Annotated in this window: 14 protein-coding genes; 5 read left to right on the top strand and 9 right to left on the bottom strand. The window is 70.9% G+C overall.

The genetic code is table 11. The features are described 5' to 3' along the window. Nucleotides 1-15: 15 nt before the first annotated feature. The 3 genes from ABT001_RS27890 to ABT001_RS27880 all read right to left on the bottom strand — a co-directional run bounded on the left by ABT001_RS27890 (nucleotide 16) and on the right by ABT001_RS27880 (nucleotide 3,799). On the bottom strand, nucleotides 16-1,440 hold the full coding sequence (locus ABT001_RS27890) for a COG1470 family protein (protein ID WP_351282904.1): 1,425 nt from the start codon (nucleotides 1,438-1,440) through the stop codon (nucleotides 16-18). A 166-nt stretch (nucleotides 1,441-1,606) separates the two neighbouring features. Beyond that, nucleotides 1,607-2,590, bottom strand: coding sequence for an AraC-like ligand-binding domain-containing protein (locus tag ABT001_RS27885; RefSeq protein ID WP_351282901.1), 984 nt, complete (start codon nucleotides 2,588-2,590; stop codon nucleotides 1,607-1,609). Between the two features lie 171 nt (nucleotides 2,591-2,761). Beyond that, nucleotides 2,762-3,799 carry a bile acid:sodium symporter family protein gene (locus tag ABT001_RS27880; protein ID WP_351282898.1) on the bottom strand — a complete coding sequence of 346 codons (1,038 nt, stop codon included), beginning with the start codon at nucleotides 3,797-3,799 and terminating at the stop codon, nucleotides 2,762-2,764. 131 nt (nucleotides 3,800-3,930) lie between these two features. Here ABT001_RS27880 and ABT001_RS27875 point away from each other — a divergent pair, with 131 nt between their 5' ends. The 3 genes from ABT001_RS27875 (at nucleotide 3,931) to ABT001_RS27865 (ending at nucleotide 7,836) form a co-directional block, all read left to right on the top strand. Next, nucleotides 3,931-4,824: a LysR substrate-binding domain-containing protein gene (locus ABT001_RS27875; protein ID WP_351282895.1), complete on the top strand. Its 894-nt coding sequence runs from the start codon at nucleotides 3,931-3,933 to the stop codon at nucleotides 4,822-4,824. A 229-nt stretch (nucleotides 4,825-5,053) separates the two neighbouring features. Beyond that, complete coding sequence (locus tag ABT001_RS27870) at nucleotides 5,054-6,853, top strand: AMP-dependent synthetase/ligase (RefSeq protein ID WP_351282892.1); 1,800 nt, start codon at nucleotides 5,054-5,056, stop codon at nucleotides 6,851-6,853. A 146-nt stretch (nucleotides 6,854-6,999) separates the two neighbouring features. Then, on the top strand, nucleotides 7,000-7,836 hold the full coding sequence (locus ABT001_RS27865; RefSeq protein WP_351282889.1) for an aldo/keto reductase: 837 nt from the start codon (nucleotides 7,000-7,002) through the stop codon (nucleotides 7,834-7,836). A gap of 69 nt (nucleotides 7,837-7,905) precedes the next feature. Here the strand turns inward: ABT001_RS27865 and ABT001_RS27860 are convergent, their stop codons facing one another. From ABT001_RS27860 to ligA, 6 genes are all read right to left on the bottom strand, one after another. Next, nucleotides 7,906-8,217, bottom strand: a complete 312-nt coding sequence (locus ABT001_RS27860) for a 4a-hydroxytetrahydrobiopterin dehydratase (RefSeq protein ID WP_351282886.1) — start codon at nucleotides 8,215-8,217, stop codon at nucleotides 7,906-7,908. Between the two features lie 116 nt (nucleotides 8,218-8,333). Continuing rightward, on the bottom strand, nucleotides 8,334-9,077 hold the full coding sequence (locus tag ABT001_RS27855; protein WP_502967537.1) for a YoaK family protein: 744 nt from the start codon (nucleotides 9,075-9,077) through the stop codon (nucleotides 8,334-8,336). A gap of 125 nt (nucleotides 9,078-9,202) precedes the next feature. Continuing rightward, a complete protein-coding gene (gene secD, locus ABT001_RS27850) occupies nucleotides 9,203-11,497 on the bottom strand; it encodes a protein translocase subunit SecD (protein ID WP_351282880.1) in 2,295 nt (764 codons plus the stop codon). Between the two features lie 36 nt (nucleotides 11,498-11,533). Next, on the bottom strand, nucleotides 11,534-12,040 hold the full coding sequence (locus ABT001_RS27845) for a hypothetical protein (RefSeq protein ID WP_351282877.1): 507 nt from the start codon (nucleotides 12,038-12,040) through the stop codon (nucleotides 11,534-11,536). After that, complete coding sequence (locus ABT001_RS27840) at nucleotides 12,037-12,876, bottom strand: type IV pilus biogenesis protein PilM (protein WP_351282874.1); 840 nt, start codon at nucleotides 12,874-12,876, stop codon at nucleotides 12,037-12,039. Before ABT001_RS27840 ends, ABT001_RS27845 begins: the two co-directional genes overlap by 4 nt. 148 nt (nucleotides 12,877-13,024) lie before the next feature. Continuing rightward, nucleotides 13,025-15,121, bottom strand: a complete 2,097-nt coding sequence (ligA, locus tag ABT001_RS27835; RefSeq protein WP_502967536.1) for an NAD-dependent DNA ligase LigA — start codon at nucleotides 15,119-15,121, stop codon at nucleotides 13,025-13,027. 241 nt (nucleotides 15,122-15,362) lie between these two features. Here ligA and ABT001_RS27830 point away from each other — a divergent pair, with 241 nt between their 5' ends. Together ABT001_RS27830 and ABT001_RS27825 are read left to right on the top strand one after the other, a co-directional pair. Next, entirely contained in the window at nucleotides 15,363-16,298 is a 936-nt protein-coding gene (locus tag ABT001_RS27830) for a DUF1996 domain-containing protein (protein WP_351282871.1), read from the top strand. Nucleotides 16,299-16,382: 84 nt separating this feature from the next. Next, on the top strand, nucleotides 16,383-17,003 hold the full coding sequence (locus ABT001_RS27825; protein ID WP_351282868.1) for a DUF305 domain-containing protein: 621 nt from the start codon (nucleotides 16,383-16,385) through the stop codon (nucleotides 17,001-17,003).

The following is a 17,003-nucleotide window of genomic DNA, read 5'->3' as shown; positions in this document are numbered from 1 at the left end:
GGTGGGCGGCTCGGGTCACACCTTGAGCTTGATCGCTTCGATCCACAATTCGTTGTCGTGGGTGCCGACGTACGTGAAGTCCAACTGGTCGCCGGGGACGTCGCATGCCAGGTTGAGCCAGGCGTCGTTGTGGACGTAGGAGGACTGGCAGACGTTGCCCTTGCCATCGTCGACGTTGATCGAGAACCCCATCAGGTTCGGGGTGTCGTTCTTGGTGCTGCCGACGTAGTGGTCGATGCCATCGGCGGCGTTCGTCCCCGGCTCCGGGTAGTGTCCCTCGCCCTTGGTCGATGCGGGGTTGCGGACGAAGGCGCCGCCGGATGTGCCGTTGGTGCCGGACACCGCGATGTTGACGGCCTTGAGCGGCTGCCCTCCACCCGCCTCGCCCGCTGCTTCGCCGTCGCACGCGACGTCGCTCCAGCCCTGGTCCGCCGCGTACACCCGATAGCAGATGTGCCGTCCGCTCGGATCGTCCACGGCCAGTTCCTGGACCGCGGTCGCCGCCGTCTCCTCCGGCGCCTCGGCCTCCTCCTCGGAACCACCGCCGCCCTCGCCCGCTCCGCCCGGCTGCTGGTTCTCGGCCGCGGGCGGGGGTGCCGTGACCTCGCCGGCCGGGGCCTTGGGCGCCTTGAGCTCCGGTGCGGTTTCGGGCGGCAACGTGCCGATACCGGCTTCCTGGGGCTTCTCGACGGCAGCGCTGGCGACCTGGGGCTTGTAGGAGATCCACAACATCAGGAACGTGATCGCCAGCGCCATGAAGACACTGAGGAAGACCGCCAGCCAGCGCGGCAGGAAACCCCGCTGCACATACGTGCCTTCCACGTCCAGCGGCGTCACTCCCGACCGCCGCACCGCCAGGGTGTAGGGCCGCTGCTCCGACGAGCCGAACCAGATGATCTGCTGCGGCTTCAGTGTCGTCTTCACGAACGCCGCACGGCCCGGCTCGATCTGCACGTTGCTCGGACGTATCTCGTACGACAGCTGGTCACCGCTGTCGCTGCCGCTCACCGACGCCGTCAGCTTCGTGTTGCCCAGGTTGTCCACGGCCAGTCTCGGGCGGCCACGGAACCGTCCCTTCACCGTCGGCGGCACCAACTCCGCCCGCAGCTCCGTGAACGGAGTGATGGTGAGGTTCCCCTCCGGAACCGTCGTCGCCTCCGGATGCTCCGTCGGGATGATCCGCACCGCGTACGGATTCGGCCCGGCCGTCGCGTCCGGCGTACGCGGCGGAGAGATCGTCAGTTCCACCGACCCCGTCGTTCCCGGATACAGCCGCAGGGTCTGCGGCTCCACGACGGTCCAGGGCGCGGACGATCCCACCGCCTCGAAGCGGTACTCGTCCACCACGTCGCCGGTGTTGCGCAGACGCAGCCGCACAGTCGTACTACCACCCGGGTCCACTGTCGTGGAGGCGGGTTCGAGGGAGGTCCAGAGGCTCACTCCCGGAGCTTAAACGCGGCGACGGCGCCGAGTCAGGGAGCTTCGGGGCACGATGAGTGCCCGAAAAGGCGGAAGCGATTGCCCGGGCCGTGCCATCCGGGCCGTGCCACGGGGAGGTTCGTCCCGCTGTCGTCGTCACATCGTCGGGCGGCCGGTCCGCAGGCGGTCACCCGCGACGTGGGCGCGCGGAGGCACGGGGGTGGTGCTGATCGCGCCAGGCCCGAGGCGAGATCCCGTACGCCCGCTTGAAAACCTTGCTGAAGTGGGGCGCGTCCACGAAGCCCCACCTCCGCCCTACCGCTGCCACGGTCCGCAGTCGGCCGTTCGGGCCTGCCAGCTCTCGCCTGCACTCGGCCAGGCGATGTGTACGGATCCAGTCGCCGAGGCTGATGCCCGAGCGGGACAGCACCGCGTAGAGATGCCGTACGGAGATGTCGTGGGCGGCGGCGATCCGTGCCGCCGACAGATCGGGATCAGCCAGGCGCTCCCGGATGTACTGAGTGATCCGCAGGCTGAGTGTCGCTTCCAACGGCCCCCTGGCCAGAGCGGAGTCGCCGTGCTGGGTCGTCAGCACAGCGCGGAGGAGCTCGATGCTGGGTTCCGCGACGGCGTCGGCGTGCGCGCCCTCGTGCAGATCTTCGCTGACGGCCAGTTGGGAGAAGTAGGTGAAGGCCAGACGCGCGACGAGGTTGTCGGAGCCCAGCGGAACCGCGGAGATGTCGCGCAGCAACCGGTCGGGGAGTGCGAGAGCCGCGCGGGGGAAGCGGATGAAGCGGTAGTCGACCGCTTCGTCGAAGAGATGTGTGTAGGGAGCGATGGATTCGTAGACGGCGAACTCCCCGGGTCTCAGCAGGCACTCGCGACCGTTCTGCACCACCAGGCTGCTGCCCGTCATCTGGACACCGAGAGTGACGGCCGGTTCCTCGTCCTTCTGGGCGAGCCGCTCCGTGCGACGGAGGGTGACCGCGGTCGCCCGCGCCGAACAGATCCTGATCGGCCCCGCGGCGCCGAGCCCGATGCGAACGGAGATGTCCTCGGCCGCAGGACGATGGTCGATGTCGACCGCCACCATGGACTTCCACACCGCGTTGCGGACCACTTCCTCCCGGTCGCGCGGCGGTATGAACGCGGTGTCCAGGACCTGACTCATGAGGCAGCCCTTCGTCCGCGTCGACCGCGGAGCCGACCTGGCAGTACCTCGGCCCGTTCCCCCACAAGTCCCCCCTCGGCACGGACGGTTCCCGACATCAGTCTGGCCGGATTCCCTCTCCCTGCGCAACGGCTTCGGAGGACACGCACATGACGTTTGCCTGACGCGGAGTCACCTCACGCGGTGCGCTACCGCCGGGAGGGGGGTGACGCGGGGCTCGCTCGGGAGTGGATCGCGGGAGCGGCGCCTCGCGATCACCGCGCAGACCATCAGCTGCATCTGGTGGAAGAGCATCAGCGGCAGCACCGCGAGGCTCGCGTGCGCGCCGAAGAGGACACTGGCCATCGGCAGCCCGGCCGCCAGGCTCTTCTTCGAGCCGGCGAACTGGATGGCGATCCGGTCCTCCCGCCCGAAGCCCAGCCGCTTGGCGCCGTACCAGCTCACGGCGAGCATGAGGGCCAACAGCACCGCTTCGGCGCCGAGCAGCGCACCGAGGCCGAGTGGGGTGATCCGGTCCCAGACGCCGGCCACCATGCCCTCGCTGAACGCCGTGTAGACGACGAGCAGGATCGAACCGCGGTCGACGTAGCCGAGCAGCGTGCGATGGCGGCCGACGAAACCTCCGACCCAGCGGCGCAGCAGCTGGCCGGCGAGGAACGGCACCAGCAGTTGGAGGACGATCCCCAGCAGGGAGTCGGCGGAGAACCCTCCCCCGCCGCCGAGCAGCGCGGCGGCCAGCAGCGGGGTCAGCAGGATTCCGGCGATGCTGGAGAAGGAGCCGGCACAGATGGCGGCGGGCACGTTGCCTCGGGCGATCGAGGTGAAGGCGATCGACGACTGGATGGTCGAGGGCACCAGGCAGAGGAAGAGGAAGCCTTCCTGGAGCTGCGGGGTCAGCACATGCGGCACCAGACCGTGGCCGGCCAGGCCGAACAGCGGGAACACCACGAAGGTGCAGGCCAGGACGGTGAGGTGGAGCCGCCAGTGCTTCAGGCCGTCGAGCGCCTCCGCCGTCGAAAGGCGTACTCCGTAGAGGAAGAAGAGCAGGGCCACCGCTCCGGTCGAGGCTCCGCCAGCCACCTCGGCGCCGGTCCCGGACACCGGCAGCAACGCCGCGATCACCACGGTGCCGATCAGCGCCAGGATGTAGGGGTCGACCCGCAGCCAGGACGGCAACGCGGGGGCAAAGCGGCTGGTGCGGCGGCTCATGTGCTCCGGGCTCTCTCGGTGATCGTGTCTCTCGGTGGAATCGTGGCCTCCCCATCCTGCTCCTGGACGCCGCGATCGGGAATCCCGTACACCGCACTGACTGTCATCACGGTTCGCGATAGCCTGGGCTCATGTACGACCCCGTCCAGCTCCGCACCTTCCTGGCCGTCGCACAGACCCTGAGCTTCACCCAGGCGGCACGCCGGCTCGGTGTACGGCAGTCCACGGTCAGCCAGCACGTCCGCCGGCTGGAGTCCGAGGCCGGCCGGCAGCTGTTCAGCCGGGACACGCACCGGGTCGACCTCACCGAGGACGGCGAGGCCATGCTGGGCTTCGCCCGGACGATCCTGCAGGCCAACGAGCGGGCGGCGGCGTTCTTCACGGGCACCCGGCTGCGCGGACGGCTGCGCTTCGGGGCGTCGGAGGACTTCGTGCTGACCCGGCTGCCGGAGATCCTGGAATCCTTCCGGCGCGAGCACCCTGAGGTCGAGCTGGAACTGACGGTGGAGCTGTCCGGCGTGCTGCACCGGCAGCTCGCGGCGGGCCGGCTCGACCTGGTGCTGGCCAAGCGCCGCACCGGTGACACGCACGGCGAGCTGGTGTGGCGGGACACCCTGACCTGGATCGGCGCCCCGCAGCTGCGGATCGACCCCGAGCGCCCGCTGCCCCTGATCGCCTTCCCGCCTCCCGGCCTGACCCGGGCGCGCGCCCTGGAGGTGCTGGAGGAGCACGGCAGGGCCTGGCGCTTCGCGTGCACGAGTGCGAGCCTGAGCGCACTCGTCGCGGCGGCCCGCGCGGGGCTGGGGGTGATGGCGCACACCCGTGGGCTCATCCCGCCGGGGCTCGTGCCGGTGCCGTCCCGGGCGGGTCTGCCGGAGCTCGGGGACGTGGACTTCGTCCTGCTGCACGGGCGCCGCAGGGACACCGCCCAGGAAGCGGCGGACGCCCTCGCGGCCGCGATCCTGGCGGGCGGTGACCGGCTCCACCGCGGCCCTGTCATGCCCGGGCACCCGGATTCGGTGTAACCGCAGCGTACAGATTTGGTGGAGATTCCCGCGCCGGCTACTTACCCGGCAGTCAGAAGTCCGCCCGAGCCTTGCCCATCTGGCCCGATATCTGCGGTCGCACCAGGCCAGGTGCCACGTTCCCCGAAGGGTTCGGACCCTCCAGCGGCCTCGTACGGTGAGGTAGCGTCGCGGCGCCGTGCGGAGCGCCACAAGGAGCAGGTCATTGCGCGAGTTCACTGTCCCACCCATGGCCGCAGCCCCTCAAGTCGGCGGTCTTGCCGATACGGTCTTCGACTTCCCGGAGGAGGATCCCCACCGGATCGCCCTCTGCCGCAAGGACGCGCAGGGACGCTGGCAGGACGTCTCCGCCGCCGCGTTCCGTGACGAGGTGCTCGCTCTCGCCAAGGGGCTGATCGCGCAGGGCGTGCGTTTCGGCGACCGGGTGGCCCTCATGTCCCGTACGCGCTACGAGTGGACCCTCTTCGACTACGCCCTCTGGTCCGTGGGCGCCCAGTCCGTGCCCATCTATCCGACGTCGTCGGCCGAGCAGGTCCTGTGGATGCTGCACGACGCCGAGGTCGCGGCTGTCATGGTCGAGCACGAGGACCACGCGATGACGATCGGCTCGGTGATCGACCGGCTGCCGCACCTGCGCCGGCTCTGGCAGCTGGACGCCGACGCGGTGACCGAGCTCGTCGACGCCGGGGCGACGATCGACGACGAGGTCGTCCACCGGCACCGCCGCGCGGTCACTCCCGATTCGGTGGCCACTCTGATCTACACCTCAGGAACGACGGGGCGCCCCAAGGGCTGTGTGATCACGCACGCCAACTTCATGTTCGAGGCCGACACGATGGTCGCCCGCTGGCGGCCTGTGTTCCTCTCCAAACCCGGCGAGGAGACGGCGACGCTGCTCTTCCTGCCGCTCGCGCATGTCTTCGGCCGCATGGTGGAGGTGGCGGCCCTCCGCGGCAGGGTGAAGCTGGGGCACCAGCCCGAGCTGTCCGCGAAGGCGCTGATGCCGGACCTGGTGTCCTTCCGGCCCACGTTCATCCTGGCGGTGCCGTACATCTTCGAGAAGGTCTTCAACGGCGCGCGGCGCAAGGCGGAGGCGGAAGGCCGCGTCGGGGCGTTCGACAAGGCCGTCGAGATCGCGGTGAAGTACGCGGAGGCGACGGAGGAGCGGGCCTTCGGGACCGGACCCGGGCCGTCGGCCGGACTGCGGATGCAGCACCAGTTCTTCGACAAGGTCGTCTACCGCAAGCTGCGGGACGCGATGGGCGGCCGCGTGCGGCACGCCATGACGGGCGGCTCCGGCATGAACCGGCAGCTCGGGCTGTTCTTCGCGGGTGCGGGCGTCACGGTCTACGAGGGCTACGGGCTCACCGAGACGACCGCCGCCGCCACGGCCAATCCGCCCGAACGCACCCGCTACGGAACCGTCGGCCAGCCGATCCCGGGAACCTCGGTCCACATCGCCCAGGACGGTGAGATCTGGGTGCGCGGCGCCAATGTGTTCTCCGGATATCTGGGCCGGCCGAAGGCCACGGACTCCGTGCTGCACGACGGCTGGCTCGCCACCGGCGACCTCGGTGCGCTCGACGAGGACGGCTACCTGACCATCACCGGGCGCAAGAAGGAGATCCTGGTGACCTCCGGGGGCAAGAGCGTGGCCCCCACCGGTTTGGAGGAACGGGTGCGCGCCCATCCGCTGGTCGCGCAGTGCATCGCCGTGGGGAACGACCGGCCCTACATCGCGGCGCTGGTCACCGTGGACCACGAGGCGGTGGAGCACTGGCTCGCCATGCAGAACCGTACGCCGATGAGCCCCGCGGACCTGGTGCGAGACCCCGACCTGGAGATGGAGGTGCGCCGGGCGGTGGTGGCCGCGAACACGGCGGTCTCCAAGGCGGAGTCCATCCGCACCTTCCGCATCCTGGCGCACCAGTTCACCGAGGAGTACGGCCTGCTGACCCCGTCGCTCAAGCTGAAGCGGAAGGCGATCGAGACGGCGTACGCGGCGGAGGTCGAAGCCCTCTACCGGTGATACCGCCGGCCTCCTCCGGCGACTCCTGACGGCTCCTCAGGGGAACAACTTTCCGGTTCTCCGGATCGGGGCAGGTGGGAATGGTTAGGCTCCCGTATTCGTTCTCTCCGGGAGTACCCAACCGACAACGTAAGGATCGACTGCTCGTGAGCCAGGTCCCCACCATCACCCTCAACAACGGCCTCGAGATGCCGCAGCTCGGCTTCGGCGTCTGGCAGGTGCCGGACGACGAGGCCACGACGGCCGTGGCCACGGCCCTGGAGGCCGGGTACCGGAGCATCGACACCGCCGCGATCTACGGGAACGAGGCGGGCACCGGCAAGGCCATCGCCGCCTCCGGTGTGGCCCGTGAGGAGCTGTTCGTCACCACCAAGCTGTGGAATTCCGAGCAGGGATACGACTCGACACTGCGCGCGTTCGACGCGTCGCTGGACAAGCTGGGTCTGGACCACGTCGACCTGTACCTGATCCACTGGCCGGTGCCGGCCAAGGACGCCTACGTCGACACGTACAAGGCCTTCGAGCGGATCCTCGCCGACGGCCGCGCGAAGGCCATCGGTGTCTCCAACTTCCACCCGGAGCACCTGGAGCGCCTGCTGGGCGAGACCTCGGTCGTCCCCGCGGTCAACCAGATCGAGCTGCACCCGCAGCTCCAGCAGGCCCGGTGCCGCGCCTTCCACGCCGAGCACGGCATCGTGACCGAGGCCTGGTCGCCGCTGGGCTCCGGCAAGGGCCTCCTGGAGGTCCCGACGGTGGTCGCCGTCGCGCAGAAGCACGGCCGGACCCCGGCCCAGGCGGTGCTCCGCTGGCACCTGCAGACGGGGCACGTGGTGATCCCCAAGTCCGTGACGCCGTCACGGATCGCGGAGAACATCGACGTCTTCGGCTTCGAGCTGGACGACGACGACCTCGCCGCCTTCGCCGCGCTCGACGAAGGCAAGCGCCTCGGCGCCGACCCCGCCGAATTCAACCTCGGCGCCTGAGCGGCATCCGCGGGCCCGGCGGTCGGCCGGGCCCGCGGGAGGAGAGCGGCCGGTGAGCGTGGAGTGCGGTCACGTCGTCCGTGCGCCGTGCCCGGCCGCGATCGCCTCGACGCGCGCGGCCAGCGCGAGGTCCTTCCGTGTGACGGCCCCGCCCGCGTCATGCGTGTGCACCGCGAGGGCCACGGTGTCGTACCCCAGGGTGAGGTCCGAGTGGTGGTTGAGCTCCTCCTGGATCTGGGCGACATGGACGGTCAGCCCTGCCGCGGCGAAGTGGGAGGGCAGCCGGTAGGTGCGGGTGATCCGGTCCCCCTCCAGCCGCCAGCCCGGCAGCTCACGCAGACCGGCCTCGATGTCATGTGCGGACAGTGGTTCGGCGGGCATACGGCGACTCCTGATGCGTGTCGGATCGGTGAACGGATCCCGTGACGTCATCGTCCGGGTACTTCAACTGTCGCGCCTGACACCGGGCGGGGCCATCCCCGCCCGCCGTGTCCGCCTCACGCCTGGCTGAGAGGCCCTGTCCAGGCGGCGTCGCTCCGGGCCAGCGGGACCGTCACCGCGCTCATGGCGGCCAGGAGGATCACGGCGAGCACCAGCGGCAGTGTCGGGTGCCCGTTCAGCAGGGCAAGGGCTCCCAGGAACGCTCCGGCCAGCATGGCCGCGGCGGAGAGGACCCGGCGCCCGGCCCGGCTACCGGACCCTTTGGCGAGCCGGCTGTCGGCGACGGTCCCGGTGAGGGTGCGGGTCAGCACGGTCGTGGTGAGGTCGGGTACCGCGAGCGCGCGTACACAGGCGTTCTGCGCACCGAGCCCGAGGCCGAGCAGCACGATGAGCGTGAAGCGGCCCCCTCCCGTGTACGGCTCCCCCGAAACCGTCGCGACGATCATGGCCGCGGCGACGAAGCCGGTCTCGACGAGGAGAGCACGCTGCAACTGCCGCCCGCGGTGGGCCCTCGCCCCGTGGACGGTGAGGCCGCCGGCCAGCGCACCGGCTGCGAACGACACGAGGGCGACCACCGAGGCCAGCAACGAGAAGGTCGGCGCGCCGGCGAGGGCGAAGCCCATGAACACGACGTTGCCGGTCATGTTGGCGACGAAGACGTGCCCCAGCAGCAGGTAGCTGAACGCGTCGACCAGACCGGTGAGCACGGTCAGGACGAGCAGCATCGGCGGCAGCGGACCGTGCGGGCCGTCCATGTCGGGTACGAGCGTGTCCCGGGCCTCACGCAGCACGACGGGCAGGTGCACAGCACGCTCCGATCACTTGACGTGGTCCGGATTGTGCCGCAGCACGGCGACGGAGCCGGCTGTACGCGCCGTGCGGGGCGGAGCCGCGTCCGCCCCGCACGGCACGCCGTGGGTACGCGCTACACACGCGCCCCGTTGTCGGCGGGATCCCGGCGGGCCCGCCCGGACGGCCCACCGCGCTTCGGTGCTCGCTTCCTGGCCGGCGGCGGTGCCTTCCGGCTCCTCTCCAGGAGCAGCGCCCCCGGTACGGCGGTCATCACCGAGGAGTACGTTCCGACGCAGATGCCGATGAGGAGGGCCAGGGCGAAGTCCGCGAGCGAGTCGCCGCCCAGCACCGCGAGTGCGACCAGGATGAACAGGGCTCCCATCCCTGTGTTGACGGTGCGCGGCACGGTCTGCAGCACCGCACGGTTGGCCACGTCGGCGACGGGTGTCCGGCGGCTCCTGGCCCACAGCTCCCGCACCCGGTCGAAGACCACGACGGAGTCGTTGACCGAGTAGCCGATCACGGTGAGCAGAGCGGCCAGGAAGATCCCGTCGACGGGCCGTCCGAGCCAGGCGAAGGCACCGACCAGGATGATGACGTCGTGCACCAGCGCCCCGACCGAGGCGACGGCGAACGTCCACCGGAACCGGGCAGCGAGGTAGGCGAGCTGCACGAACACCGCGACGCCCAGAGCGATGAGCGCGTTCCGCCGCAGTTCGTCACCGAGGCTGGGCCCGATCAGCTCGTCGCGCACCTTGGTGGTCTCGCCACCCGCCTCGGCCAGGGCCGCACGCAGGGCGTGTTCCCCGTCGTTGTCGAGCTTGCCGGTACGTACGGAGAGGTCCTGATCGCCCGCGGTGGTGACCTCGGCGTCGCCGAAGCCCGCGGCGGCGATCGTGTCGCGGGCGGTGTCGACATCGACGGGGCGGCTGGTGGAGTACTCGACGAGTCGCCCGCCGGTGAACTCGACCCCCAGGTCGATGCCGCGCACGAGGATCCCGGTCACGGCGACGAGGACGAGCGCGGCGGACATCATCAGCCAGCGGCGCGGCGACCGGAACAGCTGGACGTCACGCGTGTTCAGCCAGGTGCGGACGCGGCCGGGCCGTGCGATGCCGTTGACACCCCGGTAGTCGTTGACGAACCGGGAGCCGGCCGCTGTCTCGGTGAGCGCGCGGGCGATGACGAGTGCCGAGAACATCGAGGCCAGCACGCCGATGGCGAGCGTGACCCCGAAGCCCTTGACCGGCCCGGAGCCGAGGAAGAAGAGGAGGGCGGCCGCGATGAGGGTGGTGACGTTGGAGTCGGCGACCGCACTCCACGCGTTGCGGAATCCGGCGGTCAGCGCGGAGCGGAGCGAGCGGCTCGTCCGGCCCGCGTACTCCTCGCGGGCCCGTTCGAAGACGAGGACGTTGGCATCGACCGCCATTCCGATGGCGAGGACGAATCCGGCGAGTCCCGGCAGGGTCAGGGTGACGCCGAGGACGACCAGGGTGGCGTAGGAGATCACGCCGTAGGCACCCAGCGCCAGCGCGGCGAGGGCACCGAAGAGCCGGTACACGAAGGTGATGAAGAGCGCGGTGGCGGCGGCGCCGATGAGTGCGGCCCGGGCGCTCGCGTCGATGGCGTCGGCGCCGAGCGTCGGGCCGACGGTCCGCTGTTCGACGATCTCGACGGGCACGGGGAGTGCGCCGCCCTTGATGAGGAGCGCGAGATCGCGGGCCTCGTCGGCGCTGAAGGAGCCGGTGATCTGCGTGGAACCCGAAGGGAGACCGACCTCGCAGCCGATCGATGGATCCACCTGGGGCGAGGAGATGACCTTCTCGTCGAGGACGATCGCGACGCGCCGCCGTTCGTCCCCGGCCGGATTGCACGCGGCTTCCCCGGTGAGCCGCTTCCATTCCTTGCCCGCGTCCTCGTGGAAGTCGAGCGAGACGGTCCAGCCCGTGGCCTGCTGGGCGTCGAACTGCGCGGTGGCGTCCTTGACCCCCGCGCCGGAGAGCCGCTCGGGGCCGAGTACCAGCGGGGTGCCCTGTTCGTCGGGCAGCGTCGTCCCTTCGTCCTTCTGTCCGGCTCCGGCGCCCTGCACCGCGTGGAAGCCGAGTTGCGCGGTCCTGCCGATGACCTCGGCGGCCTGACGCGGGTCCTGCACGTCGGGCAGTTCGACGATGATCCGGTCCTCGCCCGAGCGCGTCAGGGTCGGTTCGGAGACGCCGAGCGAGTCGATGCGCTGCCGGAGTACCTCCAGGGTGCGATCGGTGCTCTCCCGGTCCGCCTTCGCGGTGTTGGAGTCCTTGGCCTGCAGCACCATCCGGGTGCCGCCCTGGAGGTCGAGGCCGAGTCTGGGTGACATGGTCAGCGTGATGAACACGGAGGCGAGCAGAACGGCGGCAGCCAGAACCGCTCGCACCGTGGTGGCGCGAGTCATGGGGATCCCCTCGAGTGGGCGTCGTCCGCCCCGCACTCAGTGAGGGGGGAGCGACAGCTCTGTGGAACAGGGCCGGATACGGGCCGGATGACCGGCCCCCGCCCCGGGAGGGCCCCGTACACCGGGCAGCGCCGCCCGTGCCCGTACGTCGACGAAGGGGGTGCCCGCGGCCACGGGCGCGAGGCCACGGGGCAGGGGAAGGCACTGCGTGCGGGGCGGCAGTGCGCCGTGGCCGGGCGGTGGGACGTGGAACGGCGCGTGCGGACGGTCGGCGCCCGCACGGGGTCCCGGCGCGGGGACGGCATCCGTCCACCGGGCGGGGGCCGCCCGGACCACGGCGTCCGGCGCGGAGGAATGCGCGGGGTCGAGCACGGCGTACGGGGTGGCGCCCTGCACGGGAAGCGCCGCCCCGGGGGCTCCGCCCAGCAGCGTCAGGACGGCGAGGAGGAGCGCGGCAAGGATGTGCCGCGCCTGGTGCGGCGGTGTGCCGTGCGGGCCCCGCGGGGGCGCGTTCCCCCGGGGTGCCCCCGGGAGGGGGCTCACCTCAGCCGGACCGGACGGACCGCCACCGCGCCGGCGGAACGCAGGTGGGAGCCCAGGAGCAGCGCGGCGCCGCGTACGACGGTGGTCGAGGGATCGGGGTCGACGCGCACCGGGACACCGAGGCGGCCGGCGATCCGGTCGGTGACATCGCGGCGGAGCGCTCCGCCACCGGTGAGCACGGGGCCGCGGCGCAGCGCTCCGCGTACCGCTCCGTGCTGGTCCTCACGCCACATGGACGTGATCATATCGAGGACGCTGTGGACCAGTCCGGCAGGCAGGGACCGCGGTTCGAGGTCGCTGAGGCCGGCCTCGGCCTGGCGGGCGTCGACGACCGTCCCGTCGACGAGCAGGGCCACTTCGGTGAGTTCGGCGCCCATGTCCACGACGAGCACGGGGCCGCCGTCCGGTCCTCCCGCGCACGCGGCCGCGGCGCCGGCGCTGTTGAGGATCACGGCGCCGGACACGCCGAGATCCGCGAGGAGTTCTCTCGCCAGCACGCGGTGTTCGTGTCCGGCCAGAACCGGATGGCTGAGCACGATCACGCTGTCCTGCCGGTGGGCGCCCAGCGCGGTGTCGGCGAGGCGTCTCAGCAGCCCGGCGCAGGACTCGGGGTCGACGATGCGCCCCCGCCGGACCGGCCGGCTCACGCCCTCCTGCCAGGCGGACGGTCCCCCGTCGACGAGGCCCTGACCCGGGACCCACGCGCGCGCCCCTGAGCTGCCCAGGTCGATGGCCAGTCCCCTGAGGGGGCCGGGCCGGTGGGCAACGAGGGCGGGCGCCTCCCGCCGCCGGAGCACCGGCCGGCCGCGCCGCCGTCCGTCATGCGAAGAACGCATCGGCCCTCACCCTCAGGTCTTGCCCGCTACAGGCGCCGGCTCGCACCGAACCGCCGATAAAGAGGCATGATCGATCCTTCACTATGCAATACAAGGCACAGAAACACCACTCCCTTGATAATCCCCAGGCATGAGCGCGCGTCCTCCCTCACACGTCCAGGGCCAGATGGGGCTCGACCAGCTCAGCGAACTCCGCGGGCGTGGCGATCCTGATCTCCAGCTCCTCCGCCTTGGTGCGCTTGGATCCGGCCTTCTCCCCCGCGACGAGCAGACTCGTGCGCTTGGAGACGCTGGAGGAGGACTTGCCACCGGCCCGCTCGATCAGTTCGTTCATCTGATTGCGTGAGAGCTCCTCCAGGGCGCCGGTCATGGCTCCGGTGACCACGACGGTCATTCCGGCGAGCGGCAGGCCGCCCCCCTCCTGCCCCTCGGTGGCGTCCGCCGGTTCGCTGCCGGGCTCCGGCGGCGGGGTGGCACCGGGCTCCGTCATGGTGACTCCGGCGGCCACCAGCTTGCCGATCAGCGGCGCCAGCTCCACCAGCTCCGTGACGACGGCCGCGGCCTTCTCCGTCCCTATGCCGTCGACCCGCTGCAGGCTCTCGGCGTCGGCGGCGACGATCCGGTCCATCGACGCGAAGTAGCGGGCGATCCGGCGGGACATGGACCGGCCCGTGCCGCGGACTCCCAGTGCGCAGAAGACGCGGGAGAGCGGGCGGGTCCTGGCCGTCTCGATCGCGGCCAGCAGATTGTCGGTGGAGGTCTCCCCCATCCGCTCCAGGGAGAGCAGCTGCTCCCGCTCCAGGGTGAAGAGGTCGGCGAAGTCCTGGACGAGGCCCGCGTCCACGAGCTGGACGACCCGGGTGGCGCCGAGGCCTTCGATGTCGAGCTGGTCGCGACCGGCGGCGTAGGAGATGGAGGCGACCACACGGCAGTCGCGGCCCCTGGTGCAGCGCCAGCGCTGCTCGCTCATGTCGATCTCGGAACCGCACAGGGGACAGACCTCGGGGAACACCACCGGCTGTTCCTCGCCCGTCCGCAGATGCGCGACGGGGGCCTCGATGCGGGGGATGATGTCGCCCGCCTTGTAGACCATCACGTGGTCGCCCAGCCGCAGATCACGGCGGGTGATGTCGGCCGGGTTGTGCAGCGTGGCGAAGCTGACGGTGGATCCGTCGATCTCCACGGGCTCCAGCACGGCGCGCGGCGCGATGATGCCGGTCCTGCCGACATTCCACTCGACGTCCAGCAGCCGGGTGATCTTCTCCACGGCGGGGAGCTTGTAGGCGATGGCCCAGCGCGGCGCCCGCGTGCCCGAGCCCGCGTCGCGCTGGTCGGCGGCCAGGTCCGCCTTGATCACGATGCCGTCGATGCCGAACGGCAGCGAGGCGCGCAGGGCGGCGATCTCCTCCACCCCTGCCCGCACCTCCTCCGTCGTGGTGACGGTGCGCGGGGCGACCGCGGTGTCCGCCGCCGTGTGCACGCCGAGCCCGGCGACGTACTCCAGGACCTCGCTGTGCGGGAGTTCGGCCAGAGTGGCCGTCAGCTCGCCCGAATCGGGCAGCGCGAGCGCCCCGTACGCGAAAAAGGTCATCTCCACCCGGTACGGGCGGTCCTTGGCCCGCAGGGTGCCGGCCGCCCCGTTCCGCGGATTGACGAAGGGAGCGGCGCCGTGTTCGGTGCGCACCGTGTTGGCCTGCTCGAACTGCTCGGCGGTCATGAGGATCTCGCCCCGCACCTCGATGGTTTCCGGGGAACCGAGCCGCTCGGGCAGGCCGAGCACCGTCCCGATGGCGTGCGAGACGTCCTCCCCCGCGGTCCCGTCGCCACGGGTGATCAGCTGGTCGAGCCGGCCCTGCCGGTAACGCGCGGCGACGGCGAGCCCGTCGAGCTTGGGCTCCACGCTCCAGGCGGCGACGGGCCGCCCGATCCGCCGCTCCACCGAGGCCGTCCAGGTGACGAACTGCTCGGCGGAGAACACGTTGTCCAGCGAGAGCATCGGCACGGTGTGCGGCACGTCCCCCGAGGCCGCGCCTCCCGCGACCTTCCCGGTCGGCGAGGCGTCCAGCACCTCCTGCGGGTGCTCCTCCTCGTAGGCCGCGATCCCGCGCACGAGCCGGTCGTACGCGTCGTCGTCGAGCCCGCTCTCACCTGCGGTGTAATACGCGGCGGCAGCACGCTTCGCCTCTTCCACGGCGGCCGCGTACGCGGCGGTATCGGCGAGCACACCAACTGAGTTCGTCGTCATGGCCACCATCCTGCCGCCCGCCACTGACAATCCACTCCGACAGCCGTTCGAACGCATGGGCAGGAGAGCGCTCCCTCTTGCAGACGGGCGCTTCAGTACGTCCGGAACGACGGTTACGTACGACCGCCACCCCGCATCTTGACATGTATCCATCACGCTCGTACGTTCACGAAGAGAGCGCTCTCTCACCCTGATCGGGCTGCCGGTCAGAGGAACCCCACTTCCTCGGAACAGGAGTGCCGTGCTCTTCACCGGACGACGCACGACCGAACACCGCGGGCGCAGATCCCTGTCGCCCTGGCGCTACCGCATCGCGGGGCTCGCCGCCGCCGCGCTCACCCTGTCCCTCCTCCAGGCAACCACCGGCAACGCGGTCGCGGACCGCACCGAGCGGAGCGAACCGAAGGCCGCCGCCGATGTGGTCCGGGTCGCCGAATTCCTGGCCGAATGCCCCTACACACACCGGGCTCCCGACGACCCGATCGTGCTGCCCAACCTGCCGGGCGCTTCGCACATGCACAGCTTCTTCGGCAACGACTCCACCGACGCCCACTCCGATCTGGCGTCGCTGGAGAGGGCCGGCACCACCTGTTCACCCACGAGCGACCTGTCCTCGTACTGGGTTCCCACGCTGTACGACGGCGACAAGGAGGTGGAGCCGACCGGCACGACGTTCTACTACCTCGGCGAGGGCGTGCGGGACGACATCATCCGCACCATCCAGCCGTTCCCACGCGGTCTGCGGATCGTCGCGGGCAACGCGAAGGCGGCCGGCCCCGACGACAACACCCTCGCGCGCTGGTCGTGCCTGCACCACGGCGAGGTCAACCCGTCCCACGACTTCGTCAACTGCCCGGCGGGCTCGATGCTGGAGAGCTACCTGGACTTCCCGCAGTGCTGGAACGGCAAGGACCTGGACTCGGCCGACCACAAGAGCCACATGGCCTATCCGGTGGCCGGCGCCTGCCCGTCCACCCACCCGGTTCCCGTCCCCAAGCTCCGCCAGGTCCTGCGCTATCCGGTCAACGGCGACCCGGCCCGCCTCCGGCTGGCCTCAGGACGCGGCTACACCATGCACGGCGACTTCTTCAACGTGTGGCCCGAGGCGGACCTGGCACAACGGGTCCGTGACTGCATCAACGCCATCATCAAGTGCGGCGCCGACGGCGCCCCCTGACGTCTCGTCACCCCACCGCACACAGGCGCCCGTCCGGTTCCGAGCGGCTCGGACGGGCGCCCCGGCGCAAGGAGCAACTCACCCATGACGGCGCGTCGCACCACCGCTCTACTCCTGCTGCTCACCCTTCTGACCGCGTGTACGGAGGGAGGAACACGCGAGACGAGCCCCGCCCCCGCACCGTCGCCCACAGCCGCCGCCCCTTCCGCACACCCGACCGACTCCGCCTGGCTCCAGTTGATGATCCCCATGAACGAAGCGGCCGTGGCCCTCCTGGACCTCGCGGCGATGAAGGCCACCGGCCCGCGGCTGCCCGTCTGGGCGGCGCGGCTGCGAGCCTCCCAGGCCGCCGAACTCACCGCGCTGCGCGGGCTGCGGGACCGGATGGGACTGCCGGACACCGATGTGCACGAGGGGCACGACATGCCCGGCATGGTGACGGCGGAGGATCTCGATGACGCGCGTGACGCCGAGGGAACCGCCTTCGACCGCCTGCTCGTGGCCCGGTTGCACGATCATCTGCTCCGGTCGGCAGAGGTCTCACGCTCCGAGACGACCGCGGGCAGCAGCGCGGAGGCCAGAGAACGGGCCAGCACGCTCGTGACGGCGCGCGGGAAACAGCTCGCCGAACTGACCGCGCTGTGTGCGGACAGGGCCGCTGACGTGCCGGAACCCTTCGCGTGCCCGAGGGACCACCCGGTATAA

The sequence above is a fragment of the Streptomyces sp. NPDC002793 genome (assembly GCF_040295485.1).
Taxonomy (GTDB): domain Bacteria; phylum Actinomycetota; class Actinomycetes; order Streptomycetales; family Streptomycetaceae; genus Streptomyces.
The sequence above is the reverse complement of the archived record's forward strand: the minus strand, read 5'-3'. Positions and strand labels throughout refer to the sequence as shown.